This window comes from Arthrobacter methylotrophus (genome assembly GCF_039539965.1).
GTDB lineage: Bacteria > Actinomycetota > Actinomycetes > Actinomycetales > Micrococcaceae > Arthrobacter > Arthrobacter methylotrophus.
In genome coordinates this window covers 3,740,856-3,763,627 of record NZ_BAABED010000001.1, presented here as the reverse complement: position 1 = coordinate 3,763,627, position 22,772 = coordinate 3,740,856, and the positions used below count along the sequence as shown (strand labels likewise).

General features: G+C 61.3%; 27 protein-coding genes. 12 read left to right on the top strand and 15 right to left on the bottom strand.

Translation table 11 applies throughout. From position 1 onward, the window contains the following. Positions 1-404 precede the first annotated feature (404 nt). Positions 405-1,808, bottom strand: a complete 1,404-nt coding sequence (locus ABD884_RS19425) for an LLM class flavin-dependent oxidoreductase (RefSeq protein ID WP_345050022.1) — start codon at positions 1,806-1,808, stop codon at positions 405-407. A gap of 56 nt (positions 1,809-1,864) precedes the next feature. Beyond that, the gene (locus ABD884_RS19420; protein ID WP_028266008.1) at positions 1,865-2,161 is read right to left on the bottom strand and encodes a putative quinol monooxygenase; all 297 of its coding nucleotides are present in this window, start codon (positions 2,159-2,161) and stop codon (positions 1,865-1,867) included. A 51-nt stretch (positions 2,162-2,212) separates the two neighbouring features. Between ABD884_RS19420 and ABD884_RS19415 the strand changes: the two genes are divergently transcribed. Further along, positions 2,213-2,368, top strand: coding sequence for a hypothetical protein (locus ABD884_RS19415; protein ID WP_345050012.1), 156 nt, complete (start codon positions 2,213-2,215; stop codon positions 2,366-2,368). A 249-nt stretch (positions 2,369-2,617) separates the two neighbouring features. Here ABD884_RS19415 and ABD884_RS26235 read toward each other — a convergent pair whose 3' ends face one another. From ABD884_RS26235 to ABD884_RS19400, 4 genes are all read right to left on the bottom strand, one after another. Next, positions 2,618-2,953, bottom strand: coding sequence for a hypothetical protein (locus ABD884_RS26235; protein ID WP_425548297.1), 336 nt, complete (start codon positions 2,951-2,953; stop codon positions 2,618-2,620). Next, positions 2,950-3,492, bottom strand: a complete 543-nt coding sequence (locus ABD884_RS19410; protein WP_425548296.1) for a hypothetical protein — start codon at positions 3,490-3,492, stop codon at positions 2,950-2,952. Before ABD884_RS19410 ends, ABD884_RS26235 begins: the two co-directional genes overlap by 4 nt. Continuing rightward, entirely contained in the window at positions 3,489-3,662 is a 174-nt protein-coding gene (locus ABD884_RS19405; protein ID WP_345055342.1) for a hypothetical protein, read from the bottom strand. Before ABD884_RS19405 ends, ABD884_RS19410 begins: the two co-directional genes overlap by 4 nt. A 754-nt stretch (positions 3,663-4,416) precedes the next feature. Next, positions 4,417-4,545 (bottom strand): hypothetical protein, encoded by a 129-nt coding sequence (locus ABD884_RS19400; protein WP_345050009.1) that lies wholly within the window; start codon positions 4,543-4,545, stop codon positions 4,417-4,419. A gap of 188 nt (positions 4,546-4,733) precedes the next feature. On the opposite strand from ABD884_RS19400, the gene ABD884_RS19395 reads away from it, so the two are divergent. Further along, on the top strand, positions 4,734-5,192 hold the full coding sequence (locus ABD884_RS19395; protein WP_345049995.1) for a transposase: 459 nt from the start codon (positions 4,734-4,736) through the stop codon (positions 5,190-5,192). After that, complete coding sequence (locus ABD884_RS19390) at positions 5,189-5,548, top strand: transposase (RefSeq protein ID WP_345049987.1); 360 nt, start codon at positions 5,189-5,191, stop codon at positions 5,546-5,548. Before ABD884_RS19395 ends, ABD884_RS19390 begins: the two co-directional genes overlap by 4 nt. Positions 5,549-5,630: 82 nt before the next feature. On the opposite strand, the gene ABD884_RS19385 is transcribed toward ABD884_RS19390, so the two are convergent. The 5 genes from ABD884_RS19385 to ABD884_RS19365 all read right to left on the bottom strand — a co-directional run bounded on the left by ABD884_RS19385 (position 5,631) and on the right by ABD884_RS19365 (position 10,702). Further along, the gene (locus tag ABD884_RS19385) at positions 5,631-7,556 is read right to left on the bottom strand and encodes a glucose-6-phosphate isomerase (protein ID WP_345049981.1); all 1,926 of its coding nucleotides are present in this window, start codon (positions 7,554-7,556) and stop codon (positions 5,631-5,633) included. A gap of 165 nt (positions 7,557-7,721) precedes the next feature. Next, positions 7,722-7,937, bottom strand: a complete 216-nt coding sequence (locus ABD884_RS19380) for a hypothetical protein (RefSeq protein ID WP_345049976.1) — start codon at positions 7,935-7,937, stop codon at positions 7,722-7,724. A gap of 107 nt (positions 7,938-8,044) precedes the next feature. Next, positions 8,045-9,274 carry an MFS transporter gene (locus ABD884_RS19375; RefSeq protein WP_345049971.1) on the bottom strand — a complete coding sequence of 410 codons (1,230 nt, stop codon included), beginning with the start codon at positions 9,272-9,274 and terminating at the stop codon, positions 8,045-8,047. A gap of 64 nt (positions 9,275-9,338) precedes the next feature. Further along, on the bottom strand, positions 9,339-9,893 hold the full coding sequence (locus ABD884_RS19370; protein WP_345049966.1) for a hypothetical protein: 555 nt from the start codon (positions 9,891-9,893) through the stop codon (positions 9,339-9,341). A 302-nt stretch (positions 9,894-10,195) separates the two neighbouring features. Continuing rightward, positions 10,196-10,702 carry a flavin reductase family protein gene (locus ABD884_RS19365; RefSeq protein WP_028266014.1) on the bottom strand — a complete coding sequence of 169 codons (507 nt, stop codon included), beginning with the start codon at positions 10,700-10,702 and terminating at the stop codon, positions 10,196-10,198. Positions 10,703-11,411: 709 nt separating this feature from the next. Between ABD884_RS19365 and hxlB the strand changes: the two genes are divergently transcribed. From hxlB to gndA, 7 genes are all read left to right on the top strand, one after another. Beyond that, a complete protein-coding gene (gene hxlB, locus ABD884_RS19360) occupies positions 11,412-12,011 on the top strand; it encodes a 6-phospho-3-hexuloisomerase (RefSeq protein ID WP_345049957.1) in 600 nt (199 codons plus the stop codon). Between the two features lie 140 nt (positions 12,012-12,151). Further along, positions 12,152-12,775 carry a 3-hexulose-6-phosphate synthase gene (gene hxlA, locus ABD884_RS19355; protein WP_345033371.1) on the top strand — a complete coding sequence of 208 codons (624 nt, stop codon included), beginning with the start codon at positions 12,152-12,154 and terminating at the stop codon, positions 12,773-12,775. 148 nt (positions 12,776-12,923) lie between these two features. Further along, entirely contained in the window at positions 12,924-13,148 is a 225-nt protein-coding gene (locus tag ABD884_RS19350; protein WP_345049952.1) for a hypothetical protein, read from the top strand. Positions 13,149-13,219: 71 nt separating this feature from the next. After that, a complete protein-coding gene (locus tag ABD884_RS19345; RefSeq protein WP_345049951.1) occupies positions 13,220-13,435 on the top strand; it encodes a hypothetical protein in 216 nt (71 codons plus the stop codon). A gap of 81 nt (positions 13,436-13,516) precedes the next feature. Then, positions 13,517-15,073 (top strand): glucose-6-phosphate dehydrogenase, encoded by a 1,557-nt coding sequence (gene zwf / locus ABD884_RS19340; RefSeq protein ID WP_345049949.1) that lies wholly within the window; start codon positions 13,517-13,519, stop codon positions 15,071-15,073. Continuing rightward, positions 15,070-16,023, top strand: a complete 954-nt coding sequence (locus ABD884_RS19335; protein ID WP_345049947.1) for a glucose-6-phosphate dehydrogenase assembly protein OpcA — start codon at positions 15,070-15,072, stop codon at positions 16,021-16,023. The genes zwf and ABD884_RS19335 overlap by 4 nt, the downstream gene beginning before the upstream one ends. Next, a complete protein-coding gene (gndA, locus tag ABD884_RS19330; RefSeq protein ID WP_345040389.1) occupies positions 16,023-17,459 on the top strand; it encodes an NADP-dependent phosphogluconate dehydrogenase in 1,437 nt (478 codons plus the stop codon). The genes ABD884_RS19335 and gndA overlap by 1 nt, the downstream gene beginning before the upstream one ends. An 8-nt stretch (positions 17,460-17,467) precedes the next feature. Here gndA and ABD884_RS19325 read toward each other — a convergent pair whose 3' ends face one another. The 4 genes from ABD884_RS19325 to ABD884_RS19310 all read right to left on the bottom strand — a co-directional run bounded on the left by ABD884_RS19325 (position 17,468) and on the right by ABD884_RS19310 (position 20,319). Then, positions 17,468-17,764 (bottom strand): hypothetical protein, encoded by a 297-nt coding sequence (locus ABD884_RS19325; RefSeq protein ID WP_345049944.1) that lies wholly within the window; start codon positions 17,762-17,764, stop codon positions 17,468-17,470. Then, positions 17,764-19,584 (bottom strand): glycoside hydrolase family 15 protein, encoded by a 1,821-nt coding sequence (locus ABD884_RS19320; RefSeq protein ID WP_345049942.1) that lies wholly within the window; start codon positions 19,582-19,584, stop codon positions 17,764-17,766. The genes ABD884_RS19325 and ABD884_RS19320 overlap by 1 nt, the downstream gene beginning before the upstream one ends. A gap of 87 nt (positions 19,585-19,671) precedes the next feature. Beyond that, positions 19,672-20,076, bottom strand: a complete 405-nt coding sequence (locus ABD884_RS19315) for a hypothetical protein (RefSeq protein WP_345049938.1) — start codon at positions 20,074-20,076, stop codon at positions 19,672-19,674. Continuing rightward, positions 20,077-20,319: a hypothetical protein gene (locus tag ABD884_RS19310; protein ID WP_345049933.1), complete on the bottom strand. Its 243-nt coding sequence runs from the start codon at positions 20,317-20,319 to the stop codon at positions 20,077-20,079. A 23-nt stretch (positions 20,320-20,342) separates the two neighbouring features. Between ABD884_RS19310 and ABD884_RS19305 the strand changes: the two genes are divergently transcribed. Further along, positions 20,343-20,483, top strand: a complete 141-nt coding sequence (locus ABD884_RS19305) for a hypothetical protein (RefSeq protein WP_345049929.1) — start codon at positions 20,343-20,345, stop codon at positions 20,481-20,483. Between the two features lie 712 nt (positions 20,484-21,195). Continuing rightward, positions 21,196-22,725 carry a cellulose binding domain-containing protein gene (locus ABD884_RS19300; RefSeq protein ID WP_345049925.1) on the top strand — a complete coding sequence of 510 codons (1,530 nt, stop codon included), beginning with the start codon at positions 21,196-21,198 and terminating at the stop codon, positions 22,723-22,725. Positions 22,726-22,772 lie beyond the last annotated feature (47 nt).

Below are 22,772 nucleotides of genomic sequence, written 5' to 3'. Positions count from 1 at the left end.
CGGAAGCCTTCAACCGGTCTCATGCGTAGTTCGAACTGATCGGACAAGAGTAGGCACGTGCGGAGCGGCCAACGTGCAGCCACCAACAATACGGGGCCTGTTGTGACACGTAGATTTCCGCGGGTGTTGGACTCACTCCGCTTGCGGAAATTGTGTAATTCCTGGATTAGAGCGACTGGCTCCGTGGCTAGAAACGCGCTCTCCCGAGCTGGCATGTGTCGAGTCTCATCGTAGAAGAATACTGCCCGGAAAGAGTGGCGGCCACCGATCCTCAAATCGGTGGCCGCCGGTAGCTTCGCCCTCAGGAAACCGGTGTGTAATTCAAAATGCCACACAATCCGACTTGCCTTGGGGCGGACTTGACTTCCTTGGAACCAGAGGTCGCCCCAATTAGTGTTTTGACTTTATCGGGAAACCGATGCCTCAGCGCCCACCCTGTAGCTGGCGCCAGCGTGTTCTGACGGGAGTCGAGAGTCACCTGTGAGACGTTCACGCATAGTCATGGGGGCGAGCGGTTCCTGCGGGACGTGACCTCGCTTGCGCAGTTCGGGAACGACAAGGTCCACGAAGTCCTTCATGGTCCCGGGTGCAATGACGCGGCCAAGGTTGAAGCCGTCGACATCGGCGATCTCCATCCATCGCTCCATCTCATCGACGATGGTTTTCGGCGATCCAACCACTGAAGCGCTAAATCCGCCGATGCACAGCCATTTCGCCAGCCGCTCCTTGGTCCAGACAATCTCACTGTCAACGCCGGTCAGCATTTCGATCATTGCCCGGATGGCGTCGCTCTCCATGCTCTCCAGGGGCTGATCTGCCGCCGCTGAAGACATATCGATGCCTGTCCAGCCGCCGAACAGGGTCAGTGCCGCGTCCATGTCTACGTACTGGTTGAAGTCCTCAAGTTTGGCCTGGGCTTCCTCATCCGTCGGTGCCGTGATCGGGGTCAACATCACGATGATCTTCACGCTGCGGGGGTCCCGGCCTGCCGCAGCGGCCTGCTGGCGCAGCTTGTCCACAGTGGGGCGCAGCTCTTCCGGGCTGGTGCCGATGACGAACACGGCCTCAGCGTGCTTCCCGGCGAACTCCATGCCCTTCTTGGATGTGCCCGCCTGGAACAGGAATGGAGTGCGCTGTGGACTCGGCTCCCCTAGGTGGGCACCGGGAACCTTGTAATACTTCCCCTCGTGGTTGATGCTATGGACTTTAGACGGATCCGTGAAGATACGGTTCTTCTTATCCCTAACCACGGCGTCGTCCTCCCACGACCCTTCCCAAAGCTTGTAACAAACCTCCATGAACTCGTCCGCCACCGCGTAACGCTCGTCATGCGGGATCTGCTTGACCAGCCCCAGGTTCTCGGCTGCGCTCGCTTGATACGACGTCACGATATTCCAGGCGACTCGGCCCTTTGTGATGTGGTCCAGAGTGGTCATCGTCTTAGCGAAAGAATACGGAAGTTCGTAAGTCAGTGACTTCGTAACCCCGAATCCCAGCCTTTCCGTCACAGCCGCCATCGCTGCCACCGGGATAGCCGGATCTCCGACAGGCGCCTGGGCTGCAGTGCGAAGTGCGGTGTCACGTGATCCGCCGTAAACATCGTAGAAGCCGAGGACATCTGCAATGAAGAGGCAGTCAAATCCCCCACGCTCAAGGAGTTTTGCCAAATCGGTCCAGTAGTCTACGTCCTTATAGCGGTGGGATTGATCATCAGGATGCGCCCACATCCCAGGGTTCTGATGCACCACGCAGTTCATGTCGAACGCGTTCAGGATCATGCGCTTCTTGGTGTTCTGCTCATTTGCCATGCTTACATCCTTTTACTAGTAAGGGGTATCGATGAAAAACGATTTCGAGATCGGGGTTACTTGAAGGCCAAGACATCAACAGGCTGGATCTCCGGCGGGGAGACGAGAAGCTCATGCGCCTTCGTCCCAAGGGCTATGGCCACCTTTCCGGCGAGATGCGCCTGACGACCTTCCTCACCGGGAAAAGTGTCATAAATTCCGAACTGGTTGGCATTGATCCTGAACGCATACCAGGTGGACGTGTCACGCTCATCAACAACGAGGGCCCGAGCAGACTTGAGGAACTCAGCCAGTTCGGCCTCCTTGCCCGATTTCGCTTCAAACGTGACTAACAATCCGACTGAACTCGACATGATCTGCCTCCATTATCTTCAGCGCATGTGACGCCGATCACTGTCCAACCTATGTTCAACAAGCACTGCTCTACATCCGTGCTCAACACTGAATTCACCACGGTCATTCACACTTACTCGTCGATGGTTTCCCATCAAACAGAACCAGCCGGCGATAAAGACAAGGTCCGGGAAGGGCCTGAAGAGTCCCTCTGCATGACGGACTAAAGGGCTGCCGCGCAAAAGATGCTTGAGGAAAATGCAGCCTGGCAGGTAGGCCCATCCGCAGCAGCGAGACCATCGATCCTGTGAGCCGGTGGGTGGGGCCGGATCGATTCAACGAAGCGGCGGATCTCACCGTCGGTCTTGTGTTCGGCGCGTCGGCGGTGGACGGAGGCAGGGTGTCGGGCTCGTGGACCATTCGGACCATCGCGATGACATTCAACCCCCGGTTGAGTTGCCTGTCTCCGCCACGGTTCAGTCGATGCTCACAGCGTCCGGTTCCTTTCCTTGCAGGGGTGAGGATCCGGTCGCTGACGACCGGCGCCGACCCGGAAAGGAATCACTTCGGGGCATACCTGTGATGAGCCACGACCCCGCGAGGTCGGGCATGCTTCTGATCAAGCCACTGAGGTGGCCGGGCAAGCGCCGGTCACCCTCCAGGAGCGGTGAGGCCTCGCTGACCTTTACTAGCTCGTCCAGCTGGTTCTCGTTGGCCGTGAGTTGTTTATCTAGCGCCAGGGCGTGTTTGGCCAGTCGTACGGCCTCAGCAGGGCGATGGACAAGGCAAGCTCTTCCTCGCGGGAACGTCACTTTGAGACCTCGTTGATCTGAGCGCCTGTGAGCTTCTGGCGGGCATCGATGCCCAGATCATTGCCGCGCACCAGTGCGTTGAGCGCGTTGACCGACCGGGTCCGGCCCTTGCCCATGGATCCCCTCGCCGTGACCAGGATCCGCACGCCCTGGCGGACCCCGGCATGAAGGCGTGGTCGGCGCAGCTTCTTCACCGGCAGGGGCAGCAGGGCCATGGCGATCTGGTGGACGTCCAGGGGATCGGACTTGCCCATGCCACGGCGCTTCTTGGCATCCATGCCCGGCGCTTCGGCGACTGGGAATCCGTGGGTTGCCACGGTGCCGGCGAGGATGGCGTAGACATGGTTTCGGGCGTGCGTGTCGACACCCACGACAAATGGATGGGCATGAGCAACGATCGACATGGCGGTCATTCCTACCTTCCTCTTCACGGATGTGGTCATGGCCGTCACCGGCCGGCGCCAGTCCAGGTAGAGGTCACCAAAGGAACAGCACTCTGATGGGTCACGCCCCGCAAGGGTGGACAATCTTCTGATCAAGCGACCGAGGTGGGCAGGTCGGCGGGCTGGATGAAAATGGCGACGGCCAGACCTGTCATGAAATCGCCCGGGAATCCGTCATTGAGGCGGGACACCGAGCGGGCGTTCTGGCGTGAGATCGTGACGGGGTGTATGAGCGAGCGGCGGCGCCTCGCCCTTGCGGGCCACATCAATAACATCCTGGCTGAACTCCGACCCATAAGGTGTGGGCATGGTCAACATCCTTCCACGAGCACTCGCTTGCTAGGTCAGGGAGTCAACAAAACCGGGGGAGTCCCTGATCTGCTCAACGACGACCCGACAGCTTCAGTACTGGCTCCAGTACTGGTTTCCGTGGAGAAATCCGTGATGGCCACGGATGAATAGTGTATGTGACGCATTCCACAATGAGAGGGAGAAGTTGTAGATCTCAAGGGCATGGCCAGTACCCCGCTGGCAGTACCCTTCCCGATAACTCACTACCTAGCGAGAAAGGCAGATCAATATGACGCGAGAAGAAGCCTACGCAGGTTGCACCCCGGATTCGTACGTGGAATTTTATGGCGGTCAATGGCTCGTAGTCCCATTTGCGCCCGTCCAGCAGCCTGCTTTTTTCACGTGTGTGCCCGGCATCGGCCGGGTCAACCATAATTAGCCGCTCAGTGGACCCACCGCGATCTCAATGCAACCCGGAATGGACCTAGTAGATACCCAAATTCGTGAACCTATTACCAGGATCAAATGACCGCCGTGAAAGCGGGGGGCACGAGTTGTCGAGGAGATCCCGGACAGGGGCCCCGTAGAACAGGGGTCTGCTGAAGGTAGACATCGGCCCCATCACGCAGACGATTATCCAGGAGTTCAAGGACGAGCTGTGCCGCGAGATGATCAACACGTCCAAACCGATCAACGTCGCCACCTCGTACGGTGTCGGCTCTGTGCGGTTTAAGGGCTGCTGAAGGAGACAGCCTTCTTCGCGAGGATATGCGGCCCTTCGCAGACGCGCTTCTTGGTGTCGAAGGCATCCACGTCTGCTCTGTCACGGCCGCCGACAGGTCCGGCTCCATGACGCACCCTGTTTCGGGCGGCCGGTGCGGCCGTTGTGGGACAAGCGTGTCTGGCGCTGCCCGGACCCTGACTGCCCCAGAACCACCTTCACCGAAGAACATGCGTTGGCCGGGCCCCGGGCGAGAAACTCACGGCCAGGGCCGTTGCGTGGGCGACCGCCGGCCTGCAGCGTTTTGACGCCTCGGTCTCCGCCCATGCCCTGTTGCCAGACCTCGTCCCGGTCCGGGAAAGCCTACGCTGACTGGCTCAAAGCCCGCGGCGAGGAATTCACCGCTGGCACCAAAGCGGCGGCGCTATATCCGTTCCGCGGCTACGCGAACGCGATCCGCGACGAACTGCCCGAAGCCATCACCATCCTGGACGCCTTCCATGTCGTGAAACTGGGATCAGCCATGGTCGATGAGGTCCGCCGCAGCGTGCAGCAGGAAACCCTCGAGCACCGCGGCCGCAAGGGCAACCCGCTCTACGGAATCCGCCGGACCCTGCGGATCGGCGTCGAACACCTCACCGAAAAACAATCCGCCCGGCGCGATGCGAAACTCGCTGCCGGAGACCCGAACCACGAAGTCAGCCTGGCCTGGCAGTGCTACCAGAAGCTCCGCAACATCTTACCACGCGGCCGGAACGGGGCTGGGAACTCGTCAGCCAGGTGATCTCCTCTTTCCCGTCCTGCCCGATCCCCGAGGTCTCCCGACTGGGCCGGACACGCAAACAATGGAAGTCCGCGATCCTGGCTTACTTTGACACCCACGGCGCCTCCAACGGACCCACCGAAACGATCAATGGCGGCGTCGAAACCACTCGCAGAATCGCCGACGGCTTCCGTAACTTCACCAACTACAGACTCAGATTCCATCGATTCCCCGTGGAATCACTGGCCGTCCAGGCCGTTGATGCCTACGTATTTAATCTGCTGGCCATCGCCCAGGCGGACGAGACTTCCTATCGGTCGACCTGTTCCGTGCCTCGGTCGGTGTTCCGAAGCTGCCGGACCCGGGAAATACGCTGATTAATGTGCCGGAAGCGCGCCTGCGGCTGGCAGGTTACCCACCAGCTGCGTGTTCGGTTTCTGGCACAGCTGTTGGTGGGCCTTAGCTTGCCGCGACGAGGGCAGGCCGGGCGCCAAGCGCAGCGATGATGTCCTGGAGCTGGGCGACCCCGGCTGTACGGTCTGTGAGGTGTAGGCGCAGGACCGGGCGGCCGTGGTTTTCCAGGACCTGGGCATCGCCGGCGGCCTGGGCCGTGATGAGCTGGCCGAAAGTGAATGGCCGTTCCGGGATGGCGATGTCGCCGTTCGCGGAAGCCGTTACCTGCAGGAATGAACCGATGGCGGGCCCGCCCTTGTGGAACTGTCCGGTGGAGTGCAGGAAGCGCGGACCCCAGCCGAAGGTGACCGGGCGGCCGCTGAGGCGGGCGAGTTCGTCACGGACACCCTCGAACCCGGCGTACGCGATCCGGTCGAAGTAGGCCTGGACGCTGAGGTAACTGTCGTCATCGAGCGTTCCCAAGAGGGCCCCGACGGCTTCCTCTGCGGTGGCTGCACCACGGAGCCAGTCACCGCCGCGTACTTCGATCGCGCCGTCGGTGAACGCGGCGGGGGTGGGTTCGGGACGGGCGTCCAGCAGGCCGCGCGCGGCGATCTTGGCCGCCTCGACGTCGGGCTGGTCGAAGGGGTTGATGCCCAGCAGGCGCCCTGCGACCGAGGTGGCGAATTCCCAGAGGAACATCTGCGTGGCCAGGCCACCGGCGATCGCCGCTTCGTTCTCACCGAGTTCGACGTCGGAGTCCGCACCGACCAGGCGGATCACCAGGACGTCGTCCGCGCCGCTGCTGACCTCGGGGGCGGAAGGACCGGCAACGACCGGCAGCACGCCCGTGCCGAGCTTGCCGGTGGACTCGGCGATGAGTTGTTCGGCCCAGTCCGCGAAACCGACAATGCCGGAGCCGTCTTCGACGATGAGGATCTTGTTGCGCAGCGGGGTGGTGCCGCCCAGGGCAGCGCCGAGCCGGAGCCCGATGTTTTCGGGGGAGTCCTCGTTCAGGATCTCCGCTGCTTCCTCGGCCTCGTCCAGGAATGCCTGGATATCGACTCCGGCGAGGCCGCTGGGGACCAGCCCGAAAGCCGTGAGCGCCGAGAACCGGCCGCCGACGTTCGGGTCCGCGTTGAAGACGGCCCGGTAGCCGGCTTCCCGGGAGGCCTTGTCCAACGGGGACCCCGGATCGGTCACGATGATGATGCGGCTCTTGGCATCGATGCCGGCCAAGGTGAAGGCCTGCTCGAACACCCGTCGCTGCGAGTCGGTTTCCACGGTAGAGCCGGACTTGGACGAGACCACGATAGCGGTCTGGGCCAGGCGGTCCGTCAGGGCGGCACCGAGCTGTTCGGGGTCGGTGCTGTCCAGCACGGTCAGCTCGACGCCGGCGGTGCCGGCAATGACCTCCGGAGCAAGCGAAGAACCGCCCATGCCACACAGGACAATGCGGGAGACACCTTCTGCCCTGAGGGCATCCCGGAGTTCCAGGATTCCTTCGACCAAGGACCGGGAAACGGTCGCCGCGTCCACCCATCCAAGACGGACGGCGGACTCGGACTCCGCATCGGGACCCCACAACGTGTGGTCCTTCGCGAAAATCCTGGTGGCAATCCGGTCTTCAACAAGGGCCGGGACGTGCTGCTCGATGGCCTGCTGCGCAGCACCGCTGGCGTCGTAGCTGATGAGCTTCTGCAGGCTGCCGCTGGAAAGACGTTCCCGTGAAAGGTCATCCAACCAGGTGGACACGCCGGCGGCGGAAAGCTGTGCGGTGGGTGTTGCATCGGTCATGGCTTCTGTTTCTTCCTTCGAAATTGGTGGCAGCTTGCGATGGCGCCGCGGAATGCCTTTCGGGCTGACGGAACGGCCGGCATCGTCGACGAATTCCTTCCAGCCCAGGGCAAAGCCTGCCTCGACCGAGACACGGGCAGCCATACCTTCAGTCTGGTCATACACCGCGACATGAGCTTCTACCGGCGAAGTCACCGGTTACGCCAAAGAGCACCAGGGAGGACGGGCCCGCCACCGGTGATAGCCGGCGGTCTCGGCCGTCGGAGCGGATTGTGCCCGGACCTCACACCCGCATCAAGGTAACTAACAGACATTGTTGCCTTATAGCTTGATACACGCGGTGCGGCCGTTGGCCGACGGTCATGAGAGGATCTGCTCGCGGGTCTCACCAAAGGGAACCGTGGCGCTGAGCGCGAGCGTGTATCGGCCAGGATGATGGCGGGTGACCAGGATACCGGCAGACTGTTGGGGCAGCGCTACTTGCCGGAGCGTGGCTTCTGCATCGTCGAGCAACTCGTAAAGCCGAGCAGGCTCTGTAACGAGGACTTCCAAATGCGCGGCGGTCTGACTACGCATGCTGAACAGCTTCCTTTCCAGGGATTAGGGTTCCCAAAGGTGTCAACCCCTCATATAGGGGTGTGGTGTGTCTTAGATCGAATACAGCGTGATGGGATCATCACGCATCATTTGCGTCCGCCCGCAAGCAGATGCGACGCTGGATCGCGCCTCAGCAGCCACATGGCCAGGCAGCCAAAGAGCGGACCTAGGGCGAGCATCGAGAATCCGATTCCCCATCCCAAATGGCTGACAACGAAGCCCATGGATTGGATCGTGACGAGGGTTAGTGCGAAGCCCATACAGATTTGGATGGTCAGCATGGTGCCCACTGACTCGGGGGGTGAGAGTTCTACGACGCATGCCGAGAATTGGGCAGAATCCGCAATGATCGAGATGCCCCAGATTACGGCCACGAAGAGGATGAGCAGAGGTGGCCCGCCAAAGAGCCATCCGACCGTCAGCGCGCATGCACCACTGATTGCCATGGAATAAATCGTGACAGCTGTGCGACCAAATCGGTCGGCTAAACGCCCCCCGATCATTGCCCCCAGAGCGCCCGCGGCAATGACGATGAAGGTGGCTGCGGCTGCAAGTCCTGGTTGGTTCATTCCCCTTGCATCCAAGGATGCCCGGAAGAACAGCCCGATCCAGGCCCACATTGCGTACAGTTCCCACATATGGCCGAGATACCCCAGGTTGGCCAGACGGACTGGCCGTTGGAGCCAAGCAGCTTTCGCGATGTTTGGGTCGAACTTTTGCGCCCGAGTGAAGGCTGGTCCGAGCTTCACAAGTTTGACCAGGCCTGCTGCCGACAGGGCAGCGATTGATGAGACGGCATAAACAAGTTTCCAGTCCCACGCTTCACCGATGGTGAAGAGATGGGGCAGTGCAGATCCTATGGTCAGTGCTCCGACCAGTAGGCCGACAAGTTTTCCCAGGTCATTGGTCGCCCAACTGGCCACCATACGCATACCCACGGGGTAGATCCCTGCCAGGGATATTCCGGTAAGGGCCCTGAGAATCAACGCTTCGGTTCCTACAGGAGACACCACAAGCAGGGCTGCCGTAGTCAGTGCTGCCACGGCCGCCGACACTGCAAAGAGATTCCGGGGGTCAAATCTGTCTGCCACATTGAGAAAAGCACTGACCAGAGCACCGATAACGAACCCTACCTGCAGCACACTGGTCATCAACGCCATTTGTGTCTCAGAAATGGATTCATGGACAGCGATGCTAGGTAACGCGGCAGTCGAGGCGAACCAGACGGCCAAGGTCAGGACCTGACACAGCAGAATCAGGCGAATAGACCTGGTGCGCCCTCGCACTACGGGCAGGGTTGCTTGTTTGAGTGTCATTCGTTTCCTTAACTCATTCGTCGGGACTTGCGTCTGGGGTTTCGCTTGATGGGGCTGAGACCATTCAGGCCAACAAGGCTTTGTTGCCGGCCGTGTCGTGGACCAACTCAGGCGATTTCGACGGCCTGGAAACGGCGGCCATAAGTACAGGTTCGAGCCAATCGGCGCCACCATCGAATCGTCCGATCCTCGACTTCTTGACCCATCTGTGAACCGAATACTCGGGTCCAAGGGCCAGCCGCCGGTGGTTGGTTTCGACCACGTAGATGACGTGGTCGGTGCTTTGCGAGCCGTGGACCAACTCGACAGTGGGGCCAGGCTGAATCGTGAGGATGTCGCGAACGGCGAGGCCGGTTTCCACATGGAGCAGTTGGATGCACTGCAGGAATCCCTCATCCGTAGCCCACCCACTGCCCGCATGGGCTACGGAGAGAAGTTCCCATGGGGTGCTCGCCGTTGAACCGTGCGCAGACTTCTTGAAGAGACCCACCCGACCCCTCCACGTCAGCAGAATGTCAAGCTGTCTTACGCTCGTCTTCGAGTCGACGACTCGCCTCGAGGGCTGACCAGCAGGCTTAATGCGTCGGACTTGGTCAGACGCAGTGGCTTGTACGTTCATCACGTGCAATGCTTTGACGGCAGCGACCGCCCCCAGACGGTGCACTGCTTGTCGTAGATCATGCTGCTTCCTTAAGCTCGATCATGGCCGGACATATGCTGTTATGCCGGTAGTCTGCGATGTTGCCTGCAGTGTGCAATACGAGCTGCTGGCCGCATTTGCTGCAGTGGACGGGTGGGCGCTTTTTCACCTCAACCTCCCTTCGATTTGTCCAAGGATCACGATGATCCAGGTGGCGGCGAGAACCCATTCATGATTCGTCGTCTTCCGGTACGGCTACTTATGGTTCTTCCGTTCGGGGGCTAAACGCGGTCCAAGCGGTCCAAGCGGCCCAATATCGAACGATGGAGCACCAGCGGCATGTGCAGGCTATGAGCCTGGAAATCTTCAATCTTCAGCAGGATGAGAATGTGATCGCCGGCGTCGACTTCCTGGTAAATCGAGCACGTAAGCCACAGGGGAGACCCGGATATGTAGATGTCGCCTAGGCCCCCGGAAACAGTCTCGACTCCGTTGAACCGCTTCGACTTATCACGTGAGGCGAGTTGACGACAGACAGGATTGTGGTCCTCACCCATTACTGACACGCCAATCAGGGGAGCTTCCTTGATCTTGGGCCAAGTGGACGAAGATTTCTGAACGGAGAACAAAACCAAGGACGGTTCATACGAAACTCCGACAGAGAATGAGGAGGCGACCATAACCTGCGGTTCGCCCTCGACCGTCGCCGACAGGGCGACCACGCCTGCAGGAAAATGTGAAAGAGCGTCCTGGAGGAGGAGGCTGTCGTTAGCAACTTGTGTAGTCACGATTTCTTCCTTTCATTTGTTTGGTAAGGACGGCGGCTTACGTAGCTACCCATTTGTCAGATGTTGGGCAACCAGCCCAACACGGGTGCTATGAACGGTGCTGTCACCCGCGGCTACGCCAGGCGCAAATTAACTCAGGGCCAGTCGAAGTTCACGGATACATAGGATTGAGACGTTCACAAAAGCCTCCGAAAGTTTCAGATTCAGGATCTACAACGCTTCCCCTTCAGTGTGGATTGGGTCACAGATACTGTGCATCCGTGGTCATCACGGATTTCTCCACGGGAGCCAGCACGGAGTGACCTGCATGCGTCCACTGCAACTTTGTTGGGGACACCTCACCCACGTTTGACGGTTTCAATTACCCAGAGGCTTCGCCCCGCATCGGGCATGGAATTATGTGCCGGGGCGGGCTCTGGTGGCGTGCCGGTTGCACGGAACAGACTTGGGAGTGTTTTCCGGTTGAACCGGGCCGTTTAGTGGTGCCGGTGAGCCCGTGCCCCCAACCTGGCGGCTGAGGGCACAGCGTGAGTTGGTCCCTATCCGGACAGTTTGCCTGGGCAGCGGGGACGCCCACCAATCCTTAAGGGTAGTTAGAACCGTCAGAAAATAGCGTTACTCCCACCCCTTTGCTTCTGGATCATGGATGTCAACCGGAAAGCACCCATTCGGCCTTTATGGCCGTTTGCCGAATCGAAGGGACCAAATCGTGAATCCGACAGCTAACGCGACGCGTGCGGTGTATAGCACTACGAGTGATATTGTGCGTAATTTGGCGCTTGTCAGGGATGAGATCGCGGACACGGCGGCCAAGATTGATGTGCAGGAGTTGGCTGGTCTTGCGGGGCATCTTGGCCAGCCGGGCCGGGTGTTCGTCGCCGGGGCGGGCCGGAGTGGTCTGGTGTTGCGCATGGCCGGGATGAGGCTGATGCATTTGGGTTTGACGGTCCATATTGCCGGGGATACCACTACTCCGGCAATCGCGTCCGGGGACCTGCTCTTGGTGGCTTCGGGGTCGGGAACGACCTCGGGTGTGGTCAAGTCCGCGGAGACCGCGGCGAAGGCCGGGGCGCGTATTGCCGCGTTCACCACTAATCGGGAATCGCCGCTGGCCGGGCTGGCCGACGCGTTGGTGATCATTCCTGCCGCGCAGAAGACCGATCATGGTTCGAGTGTTTCGCGCCAGTACTCCGGTTCCCTGTTCGAGCAGGTGTTGTTCCTGGCTACCGAGGCTTTGTTCCAGTCGCTGTGGGAAAACGCCGACGAACCGGCTGAACAGCTGTGGCTCAGGCACGCCAACCTCGAATAACCCCCCCTGTATAACCCCGGTAACCCGCCGGGTTACCGGCCCCGGTCTGGCTGGCCCCGGGTTACTGGTCCCTGGTTTAGCGGGGCCCCCGTTTTTTCCATCACCATCTCTGCAGTTCCCTACAGAAAGATAAAATCATCATGAAACTCCAAGTTGCCGTGGACCTCCTCACGACCGAAGACGCTCTCGAACTGGCCGGCAAGGTTGCCGAGTACGTGGACATCATTGAGTTGGGTACCCCGTTGATCAAGGCTGCCGGGCTTGCTGTCGTCACTGCTGTGAAGGAAGCCCACCCGGACAAGATCGTTTTCGCTGACATGAAGACCATGGACGCGGGGGAGCTTGAAGCCGATATCGCTTTCAAGGCCGGCGCGGACCTGGTTACGGTGCTGGGTAGCGCTGATGACTCCACCATTGCCGGTGCGGTCAAGGCAGCCAAGGCCCACAACAAGGGCATCGTGGTTGACCTTATCGGTGTGGCCGACAAGGTTAGCCGTGCGAAGGAAGTCCGTGCGCTGGGTGCGAAGTTCGTCGAGATGCACGCGGGCCTGGACGAGCAGGCTCAGCCCGGTTACGACCTGAACGGTCTGCTCAGTGCCGGAGCCGAAGCGCGTGTTCCGTTCTCCGTGGCCGGTGGCGTGAACCTGTCCACCATCGCCGCCGTGCAGCAGGCCGGCGCTGATGTCGCCGTCGCCGGTGGCGCGATCTACGGTGCAGCCGACCCGGCCCTGGCAGCCAAGGCACTGCGCGCCGCGATCGTCTAACCCCTCGGGCGTCACCTCCGAGGCGCAGCCCCTGTAACTTCAGGGACCCGCAGCCTCGGAGGTTCTGAGCTGTGCTGTCCACGGAGCTACATCACCGCGGGGCAGTACAAGCCCGGCGGAGGAACTGACGAATCAACAAACCCTGGGAATGCCCGGGGGAAGTCGCAGATTCTCTGTCCAGCAGCCTGTTCGCGGGTGGAATTCCCTGCAGTATGGCAACTGTGTTGAATTCGGGTCCAACGGTTCGTTCCTCTACGCCGCCTATATTGATGGCCGTGCCGACGACGGCCACCTGATCTGGGTCATCGAGAACGGCACCGGCTGCCGCCATCTGTTTGTTCGTGATGCCCCCATCACGCTGTATTCGATCTAAGACACAACACACCCTCATATGCGGGGTGGCATATTTGGGAACCCTAATCCCTGGGAAGGAAGCTGTTCAGCATGCGTAGTCAGACCGCCGAGCATTTGGAAGTCCTCGTTACAGAGCCTGCTCGGCTTTACGAGTTGCTCGACGATGCAGAAGCCATGCTCCGGCAAGTAGCGCTACCCCAACAGTCTGCCGGAATCTTGGTTACCCGCCATCATCCTGGCCGATATACGCTCGCGCTCAGCGCCGCGGTTCCCTTTGGTGAGACCCGCGAGCAGGTCCTCTCATGACCGCCGGTCAACGGCCGCACAAATCCTCTAGTGACGGTCGGTCGCCAGCTGTACTGACCGTCGAAAAGTTAGAAGGCAACAATGTCTGTTAGTTACCTTGATGCGGGTGTGAGGTCCGGGCATAACCCCCTCCGGGATCCGCGTGACCGCCGTCTGAACCGCATTGCCGGGCCGTCGTCGTTGGTGTTTTTCGGGGTCACCGGTGATCTTGCCCGTAAGAAGCTCATGCCCGCCGTGTATGACCTGGCCAACCGGGGGCTGTTGCCGCCGAGTTTCGCGTTGGTCGGTTTTGGCCGGCGCGACTGGAGTAGCGAGGACTTCGCCAACGAGGTCAGGGCGAACGTCAGGGCGTATTCCCGGACGCCGTTTGATGAGGTGGTGTGGGGCCAGCTTGCCGAGGGTATCCGTTTCGTGCGGGGGGAGTTCGACGACGACGACGCTTTTAGGCGGCTTGCCGAGACTCTGGATGAGCTGGATGAGACCCGGGGAACGCGGGGGAATCATGCGTTCTATCTCTCGATTCCGCCCAAGGCCTTCGAGCAGGTCTGCCGGCAGCTCTCCCGCCACGGTCTGGCCCAGGCCGGGGACGGGCAGTGGCGGCGGGTGGTGATCGAGAAGCCCTTCGGTCATGACCTGGAATCCGCCCGGCAGCTGAACGATATTGTGGAGTCCGTGTTCCCGCCGGACGCGGTGTTCCGTATCGATCATTACCTGGGCAAGGAAACGGTGCAGAACATCCTGGCACTGCGTTTCGCGAACCAGCTCTTCGAGCCTTTGTGGAACGCGAACTATGTGGACCATGTCCAGATCACGATGGCCGAGGACATCGGCACGGGGGGCCGTGCAGGGTATTACGACGGCGTCGGGGCGGCACGGGACGTGATCCAGAACCACCTGTTGCAGTTGCTCGCGTTGACGGCCATGGAAGAGCCGATTTCCTTCAACGCCGATGACCTGCGGGCCGAGAAGGAAAAGGTCCTGGCCGCGGTCAGGCTGCCCGAGGACCTGTCCACCCACTCGGCCCGGGGCCAGTTCACCGGCGGCTGGCAAGGCGGGGAACTGGTCCAGGGGTATTTGGACGAGGACGGCATCCCGGCCGATTCGAAGACCGAAACGTTCGCCGCGATCCGCCTGGATATCCATACCCGGCGCTGGGCCGGGGCACCGTTTTACCTGCGTGCCGGTAAACGCCTCGGGCGCCGGGTCACGGAGATCGCCGTGGTGTTCAAACGCGCACCGAACCTGCTCTTCCGCGGGCACGGGGAGGATGACTTCGGTCAGAACGCGGTGGTGATCCGGGTCCAGCCCGACGAGGGCGCCACGATCCGGTTCGGGTCCAAGGTCCCGGGCACGCAGATGGAAGTCCGCGACGTGACCATGGACTTCGGCTACGGGCACTCCTTCACCGAGTCCAGCCCCGAAGCGTACGAACGGCTCATCCTGGACGTGCTCCTGGGCGAACCCCCGCTGTTCCCGCGGCACGCCGAAGTCGAGGAGTCCTGGAAGATCCTTGACCCGTTCGAGGACTACTGGGCGTCCCTGGACGAACAACCCGAACCCTACGCTCCCGGCAGCTGGGGCCCGGCCTCGGCCGATGAGCTGCTTGCCCGCGACGGACGAACCTGGAGAAGGCCATGATCGTAGACCTGCCGGACACCACCACCTCCAAGATCTCCAAGAAGATCACCTCCCTGCGCGAGCAAGGAGGCGTGATCGCCCTCGGACGCGTCCTGACCCTGGTAGTGGTCACCAAATCCGGGCTGGAAGAAGAAGCCATCGAGGCAGCCAACGACGCCAGCCGCGAACACCCCTGCCGCATCATCGTCCTCGCGGACGCCGGCGCCCAGGCACCGACCCGCCTCGACGCCCAGATCCGGGTCGGCGGGGACGCCGGGGCCTCGGAAGTCATCGTGCTGCGCGGCTACGGGGAACTCGCCAAGGAAAGCGAATCCCTCGTCGCGGCCCTGCTCCTGCCCGACGCACCCATCGTGGCCTGGTGGCCGAACGGCGCCCCCGAGAACGCCTGCGAGACCTCCATCGGACGCATCGCGCACCGCCGGATCACCGACTCCGCCAACGAACCCGACCCCGCAGCAGCACTGGCCCGGATCCGGGAAACCTACCGGGCAGGAGACACCGACCTCGCCTGGACACGCCTGAGCAACTGGCGCATCCAACTCGCCGCCGCCCTGGACCAAGTAGATGCATGGTCCGTCACGGCGATCGAGGTCGAGGGCGCCTCCGATTCACCCAGCACCATCCTCCTCGCCGCCTGGCTCCACCGGGCCCTGGACGCCCCCGTCACCATCGTCGCGGACCCGGCCGGTATCGGCACCGGCATTCACGGCGTCCGGCTGACCCGCCCCGGTGGCGACATCCAGCTGGTCCGCTCCGGCCTGTCCATCGCCGAGTTGACCCAGCCCGGTCAGCCCGACCAGCGGATCTCCCTCCCGCGCCGCAGCCTGCGGGACTGCCTCGCCGAAGAACTGCGTCGCCTCGACCCCGACGAGGTCTTCGGCGACGTGCTCCAGCATTTACAACGGGAGATTCTTCCGAAATCTCTAGAACTACTATCTTTGGAGTTTTGATGTCAGCACACATCGGTGTCACCGGCCTCGCGGTGATGGGCGCCAATCTGGCCCGCAACTTGGCCCGCAACGGTTTCACCGTTGCTCTGCACAACCGTTCCGTTGAGAAGACCGACGCCCTGCTGGCTAAGCACGGCACGGATGGTGACTTCATCCGCACGGAAACCCTCCAGGAGCTCGTTGATTCCTTGGAGAAGCCCCGTCGTGTCCTGATCATGGTGAAGGCCGGCAAGCCGGTGGACGCTGTGATCGATCAGCTCGTTCCTTTGCTGGAGCCTGGTGACATTGTGATCGATGCCGGTAACTCGCATTTCGAGGACACCCGTCGCCGGGAAGCAGCATTGGCTGAGAAGGAGCTGCACTTCGTGGGCGTGGGTGTTTCCGGCGGCGAGGAGGGCGCGCTCAACGGCCCCTCGATCATGCCCGGTGGTTCCAAGGAGTCTTACGATGCTCTGGGTCCGTTGCTGGAGAAGATCTCTGCCAAGGTTGACGGGAAGCCGTGCTGTGCGTGGATCGGCACTGATGGTGCCGGTCACTTTGTCAAGATGGTTCACAACGGCATCGAGTACGCCGACATGCAGGTCATCGGTGAAGCGTTCGATCTCCTGCGCTCGGGTGCGGGCATCGAGCCGGCTGAGCAGTCCAGGATCTTTGCCGAGTGGAACAAGGGCGAACTCGCGTCGTTCCTGATCGAAATTTCCGCGGAGGTTCTGGGCCACGTTGATGCCAGGACGGGCAAGCCGTTCGTGGATGTCGTCGTGGACGCTGCCGGGCAGAAGGGTACGGGGCGCTGGACGGTCATCTCCGCCCTGGAGCTCGGTTCTCCGGTTTCGGGCATTGCGGAGTCGGTCTTCGCCCGGGCCCTGTCTTCCCAGGCGGAGCAGCGCAAGCTGGGTCAGGAGCTGCTTGCGGGTGAGGAAATCGCCGTCGAGGTTCCCGGGAACTTCGTCGAGGACGTCCGCCAGGCGCTGTACGCTTCCAAGCTCGTTTCGTACGCCCAGGGCCTGGACATGCTGACCTCGGCTGCGAAGGAGTACGGCTGGGACCTGAAGCTGGATGAAATCGCTTCGCTGTGGCGCGGTGGCTGCATCATCCGTGCCGAGCTGCTGAAGGAAATCACCAACGCCTACGCAGCCGAAGAGAAGCCGGCCAACCTGCTGTTCGCTCCGGCTTTCACCAAGGCGATTGCCGGTGCGCTGCCGGCATGGCGGCGCGTGGTGGCCACGGCTGTCCAGCTGGGCATCCCGGTTCCGGTGTTCTCCTCCTCGCTGGCCTATTACGACGGACTGCGCCGCAAGCGCCTCGCCGCGGCGGTCATCCAGGGACAGCGTGACCTCTTCGGTGCGCACACCTACGGCCGCGTCGACGCTGAAGGCACCTTCCACACCCTCTGGGGCGAAGACAAGTCCGAAATCTCGGCAGTCGACACCCACTAGGGCCGAAGTCACGCAGGCTGAAACGCCGGAATCCCCGTATGGGCGGGGATTCCGGCGTTTTTGGTGTGTGGGGTTCTGGCTACGCTGTGTGGGTGGCGGTGTGTGGTTGATCGGTGACGGTCTGGGGCGCCAGTGCTAGATGAGAGTCTTGCCGGCCCGGGAGCCCGCAGCGATTCGACCGCGTGTTCCGGCAGGGCCGCGAGGTTCGCCAGGGTCTCGTGCTTGACCTTCGCGCCCTCCCGGTAGGAGCGGCGCAAAAGCACCGAATTGACCCGCCGCGACCGCCTCCTCCGAAGCCGTTCCATTAAACTGCTGTGTTGACGGCCAGGCTGAGGCGGTCGACGCCGTGGATGGCGTCGGCGGCTCTGACCAGGGTCAGGTGTGAGAATGCTTGGGGAAAGTTGCCGGCCATCCGTCGTTCGTTCGTTGCGTATTCTTCGCTGAGCAGGCCGAGCTCGTTGGCAAACCCGACGAGTTTGTCCATGAGCATTGTTGCCTCGTCCTGACGGCCTGTGCGGGCATATTGTTCCACGAGCCAGAAAGAGCATGCGAGGAAAGGATGTTCGCCCGGTTCCAGGCCGTCAACGCCGCTCTCTGTTCGATAGCGCAGCAAGAGACCGTCGTCGGTGAGGAGTTCTTTTTCCAGCCGTGCGACTGTGCCGAGCATGTGTTCATCGTTGTAGGGGAGAAAACCGACCTGTGGAATGACGAGTAACGCAGCGTCGGTTTGGCCTCCGCCGTAGGTCTGGGTAAAGGAGTTAATCCTCCGGTCGAATCCCTCGCGCATTATCTCTTCGCGCAACCGGCCACGCAGATGCTCCCACTTCGTTATATCTCCGGATAGTCCGTGGATCCGCACTGCCCGGATCCCGCTGTTGAAGGCGGCCCACATCATCACTCGTGAGTGGGTGAAGTACTGTGCCTGGCCGCGCATTTCCCAAAGGCCGAAGTCCTTGTCATCGAAGTGTCTTTCGACGAATCCCAAGAGGGCCCGCTGAAGGGCCCAGGAGAAATGGTCTTCTTTACCTCCGGCCATACGCAGTCTTTCCAATGCCACCATCACTTCGCCGACAACATCGGCCTGGAACTGTGAAGCGGCCGCATTTCCAATGCGAACAGGCTTGGAGTTCGCATATCCGGGGAGGTGGTTGAGCTCGCGTTCAGGAAGTTCCCGTTCTCCCCCGACCCCGTACATGATCTGAATTTGCTCGGGGTTGCCGGCCAGTGCCCGAAGGAGCCAGTTGCGCCACTGAAGCGCCTCCGTTTCATAACCGTGGGTCAGCATCGATTCCAGTGTCAGGGCCGCATCGCGCAACCAGCAATACCGGTAGTCCCAGTTCCGTGATCCGCCGAAATCCTCCGGGAGGGACGTCGTGGGAGCTGCGACAATGCCGCCGGTTTCAAAATGCGTCAGGGCCCGCAGTACTAACAACGAACGTTTCACCGCGCTCCCATAGGCGCCGTCTTGCCGGCAGTGGCTTCCCCAGCGGCTCCAGTACTCAGTGGCTTCTTCAAGAGCAGCATCAACGTCAACCGCTGCTGGCAGGGGGCGGTGGGAGGGGAACCACGTTAGTTCAAAATCCACCTTCTCGCCCTTTGAAATGAGGAATTTTCCCTCGTGCCCGTGCGCATGGGCTTGTGGAAGATGAGGTCCTCTTAGCGCCAGAGCATCCGGACCGGCCATGGCCAACAGGACCGGAGCCGCCGTCGGCGCATTGTCCCGGACACGACTCACCCAAGGCACGACCGTTGAATATCCCGGGCGGATCCGAAGTTCCTGATGCATCTCAACGCTGCCAGCCAAACCGGTAACCCGGCGGATAAGGGAAGAACCGTTATCCCCCAGCGGCATGAAATCGGTAACCAGGACGCTTCCGCCACCGGTCTCCCAGATGGTTTGGAGCACGAAGGTCGAGTCAAGATAGTGTCGATCGACAACCACAGCACCTGATTCGCTGGGAGCCAACAGCCAGCGGCCGTGCTCATCGGTGCCCACAATTCCACTGAACACGGACGGCGAATCGAAACGCGGGAAACAGAGCCAGTCCACACTGCCGTCCCGGGATATAAGAGGCCCGGTCTGAAGATCCGATAGCAACGCATAGTCCTCTATGAGTGCAGCCATGCTCCACTCAATCACAACTTCTCCACATTAGGTTAGGCCCGCCATATGCCCATCAACACGCAATCACCAGCCCGGTAGATTCCTGCTTCAGGTGATCACGCATTTCATTAGGGGGAGGCCCATTGATTCCGGCATCACGAGGGCGTTTGACCCGGTTCCGTTGAGCCGTAGCAAGCCCGCTGCCGTCGCCTCCGGATCCTTCAAGCGCTCAATCGTCGGTGTTGTTGACGGTGACGCCGCCGAAGGCGCCGCGGTAGCGCGCGGCCGGGTGGCGTTCATTGATCCGGTCCTGCCCGAAGAGCTTGTGGCGCAGCGTGCCTTCCGCATATTCCGTCTTGGCCAGCCCGCGCGGCGCTGCAGTGTCGGCAAGAGTTGTTCATTGAACTCCTGGTAACTGCCGGGCAGGCGCCAGTTGATGACGTTGATGCCGTCTGCGCCTGCCGCCTGCCAGTCGGCCAGGCGGTCTGCGATCGGGTCCGGGGTGCCCGCCACCTATCCGCGGCGCAGGCGGCCCTGGGCTAGGTCCGCTAGGGTGGGTTCGCGGTCCGGAGTGGCCGCGCGGAGCCAATCCACGTGCCCCTGGCCGCCGTTGTTCGGAACGTCCTTCAACGGTGTGTGGTCCGGAAGTCGCGTGCCGTCCGGCAGGATTCCCCTTCGCCTCTGGTCCGGGCAGCTGGGCAGAAGCCGACGCTGCCCGCACGGCTTAAGACTCCGGCATTGTGAGCGCCGGAGCATAGGCGCAACAGAGTGCACAGACTTTGAAAGGACACAATGACTGGCACTTGGCCGTCGCTGCGGTACGCGCCTTTAGCGCCCGCGATGACGCCGAACCCGTGCTGTTCTACAAAGGCGAATATGCAGGAGTCCGAACCTGGACAGTGGCGCTGGCATCCTCATAAGCCCGGTTGGACCCGTGGCGCTGGATTCGCCTCAACGTCACCTACCCTGGCCTGCTCGGACACACCGTACGCCTCATCCCGGAACCCAATCCGCAATATCAGAGCTAATACAGGCTTCGATGTGCCGAAGGTACCGTAAAGGAGAATTGATAGCGTCTCTCGCTACATTGGCAGTTTTGGACTTGCAAGAATCGCCTGAGATTGAAGGAAAGTAAGGACAGGCTGGAAAGTGAGCATGACCTTATCGCGTGCATTCTCCACCTTTAAGGAAGGAGCGGGAGCTTAGTAACTCCGCCTTGCACGCTGTGAATCGGGTTAACAGGGCTCTCGGTGCACAAGACACAGCCAGTCTTATCGGAGCATTGCGGTTCTGCCAGATAGACCAGCTTTCTTGTTGTTGCCCGGTCATCGACCGCCATTGTAACCTGCTGCGGAAATCATGTCAGCAAGTTGAGACCAGAACTTTGCACATGTCCATTGGCTTAACTCCGAGCGTCTGCATTCGGGCATCGAGATGTCCCGCAGATGAAGTATGCAACCAAGAATAAAAACATGCATTCTGTCATCGCAGGCTGCATAAAACGAGCGCCGGAGGCTTTTCGCCGCCCATGCCAGAAGAATTATAGGTCAAGGGCGGATTAAAACCGACACATTCCAAATCGATCTAAGTAATAGCTAGCCCCCCGGGAAAGAAATCAATACGATGACCGGCATGATCACTAAACGCCCGCGGGCAGTTGCTCTCATCACTTCTTTCTTGTTCATGATCGGTGTGGGAGCGGTTAGCACACTGCCAGCATCGGCGGCCACCGTTTCGGGTGGTGTCGCTGTCACCTGGACCAACACCAATGTCTGGACAACCGGATTCCAGTCCGAGGTTGGAGTGCGCAATACATCGTCCACCAAACTCAACCCATGGCAGATCTCCTTCGCGTATGGCAATCAGGTGAACACGCTGTGGAACGGAGTCCTGTCGCCCGCCGCGGGTGGCTTCGCCGTGGCGGCTCCCTCCTGGGCCACGACGCTGGCCGCCGGCACCTCCACATCGTTCGGCTTGACCTCCTTCAAGGTCGGAACCGCCGCATTGTTCCCCACGGCGTGCACCGTGATCGGTCTTCCAGCGGGGGCCCCAGCAATCCCGTGTTCCATTAATGGTTCGGCTCCGACGTCCACGCCGACCCCCACTCCCACGTCCACGCCGACTCCGACTCCCACGCCGACTCCGACGTCCACCCCGACTCCCACTCCGACGTCCACCCCGACTCCGACGCCCACTCCCACGTCCACGCCGACGCCGACTCCCACCCCGACGCCGGGCGCCGGTAACACCCTCGTCGCCCCCTACGTGGACATGGGAGTGTGGCCGACCGCAGATTTGTCGGCATTCTCTTCGGCTTCCGGCGTCAAGGCCATGACAGCGGCGTTCATCGTCGCTGACAGGTCCAGTGCTTGCAGCCCGACCTGGGCCGGGTACACCGCCTATACGATCGGCTCGACGGGTGACTCCTTGGCTGGGATCAGCGCTTTCCAAGCCAGTGGAGGGCGGTTCATCGCTTCGTTCGGTGGAGCGATCAACGACGAGCTCGCCCGTGTCTGTACCAACCCTGCTTCGTTGCTGAACGCGTATACGAAGGTTGTGACCCGATTCGGCCTGGACCGGATCGACTTCGACATTGAGGGCGCTGACGTCTCCGATTCAACCTCCAACCAGCGTCGCGCCACGGCGGTCGCGGCTCTCCAAGCGCAGCGCGCCGCAGCCGGTCATCCGCTGCAGGTCTCTCTGACCCTCCCGGTCATGCCTTACGGTCTTGTCGCGAGCGGTCTGCGCACGGTCCGGGAGTTTGCCGCTGCAGGAGTGACGTTGTCCGCCGTCAACGTCATGGCGATGGACTATGGCGACGGGACGACCGCCATGGGCGCGGCCGCGATCTCCGCAGCGAATGCGACGGCCGCCCAGCTGGCCACCGTACCCGCTTATGCCAGCCTCACCAGCGCACAGCGGCTGTCTCTGGTCGGCCTCACGCCGATGATTGGTGCGAACGACATCGCGGGGGAAATCTTCACACTGGCCGACGTGGCGACAGTTGGCGCATTTGCCAAGGCGAATTCGCTTGCCAACCTCGCTTGGTGGGAGATGACGCGAGACCAGCCGTGTGCAGCAGGCATCCCGACGTACATGTGCTCCGGCGTGAGCGACCCGCGATGGGCGTTCTCGAAGGCGTTCGTCGCTGCGAGTCGATAGTGAATCGCACCGGGTTTGATGGAGGCATTGATTGCCCGGAAGGATGA

Bases quoted from the DNA above. Each gene is read 5' to 3' on its own strand.
- ABD884_RS19425 (WP_345050022.1), bottom strand. From the start codon at position 1,808: ATGGCAAATGAGCAGAACACCAAGAAGCGCATGATCCTGAACGCGTTC.
- ABD884_RS19420 (WP_028266008.1), bottom strand. From the start codon at position 2,161: ATGTCGAGTTCAGTCGGATTGTTAGTCACGTTTGAAGCGAAATCGGGC.
- ABD884_RS19415 (WP_345050012.1), top strand. From the start codon at position 2,213: ATGTTCAACAAGCACTGCTCTACATCCGTGCTCAACACTGAATTCACC.
- ABD884_RS19405 (WP_345055342.1), bottom strand. From the start codon at position 3,662: ATGTGGCCCGCAAGGGCGAGGCGCCGCCGCTCGCTCATACACCCCGTC.
- ABD884_RS19395 (WP_345049995.1), top strand. From the start codon at position 4,734: ATGCCCTGTTGCCAGACCTCGTCCCGGTCCGGGAAAGCCTACGCTGAC.
- ABD884_RS19380 (WP_345049976.1), bottom strand. From the start codon at position 7,937: ATGCGTAGTCAGACCGCCGCGCATTTGGAAGTCCTCGTTACAGAGCCT.
- ABD884_RS19375 (WP_345049971.1), bottom strand. From the start codon at position 9,274: ATGACACTCAAACAAGCAACCCTGCCCGTAGTGCGAGGGCGCACCAGG.
- ABD884_RS19370 (WP_345049966.1), bottom strand. From the start codon at position 9,893: ATGAACGTACAAGCCACTGCGTCTGACCAAGTCCGACGCATTAAGCCT.
- hxlA (WP_345033371.1), top strand. From the start codon at position 12,152: ATGAAACTCCAAGTTGCCGTGGACCTCCTCACGACCGAAGACGCTCTC.
- ABD884_RS19350 (WP_345049952.1), top strand. From the start codon at position 12,924: ATGCCCGGGGGAAGTCGCAGATTCTCTGTCCAGCAGCCTGTTCGCGGG.
- ABD884_RS19345 (WP_345049951.1), top strand. From the start codon at position 13,220: ATGCGTAGTCAGACCGCCGAGCATTTGGAAGTCCTCGTTACAGAGCCT.
- zwf (WP_345049949.1), top strand. From the start codon at position 13,517: ATGTCTGTTAGTTACCTTGATGCGGGTGTGAGGTCCGGGCATAACCCC.
- ABD884_RS19335 (WP_345049947.1), top strand. From the start codon at position 15,070: ATGATCGTAGACCTGCCGGACACCACCACCTCCAAGATCTCCAAGAAG.
- gndA (WP_345040389.1), top strand. From the start codon at position 16,023: ATGTCAGCACACATCGGTGTCACCGGCCTCGCGGTGATGGGCGCCAAT.
- ABD884_RS19325 (WP_345049944.1), bottom strand. From the start codon at position 17,764: ATGGAACGGCTTCGGAGGAGGCGGTCGCGGCGGGTCAATTCGGTGCTT.
- ABD884_RS19320 (WP_345049942.1), bottom strand. From the start codon at position 19,584: ATGGCTGCACTCATAGAGGACTATGCGTTGCTATCGGATCTTCAGACC.
- ABD884_RS19310 (WP_345049933.1), bottom strand. From the start codon at position 20,319: ATGCTCCGGCGCTCACAATGCCGGAGTCTTAAGCCGTGCGGGCAGCGT.
- ABD884_RS19300 (WP_345049925.1), top strand. From the start codon at position 21,196: ATGATCACTAAACGCCCGCGGGCAGTTGCTCTCATCACTTCTTTCTTG.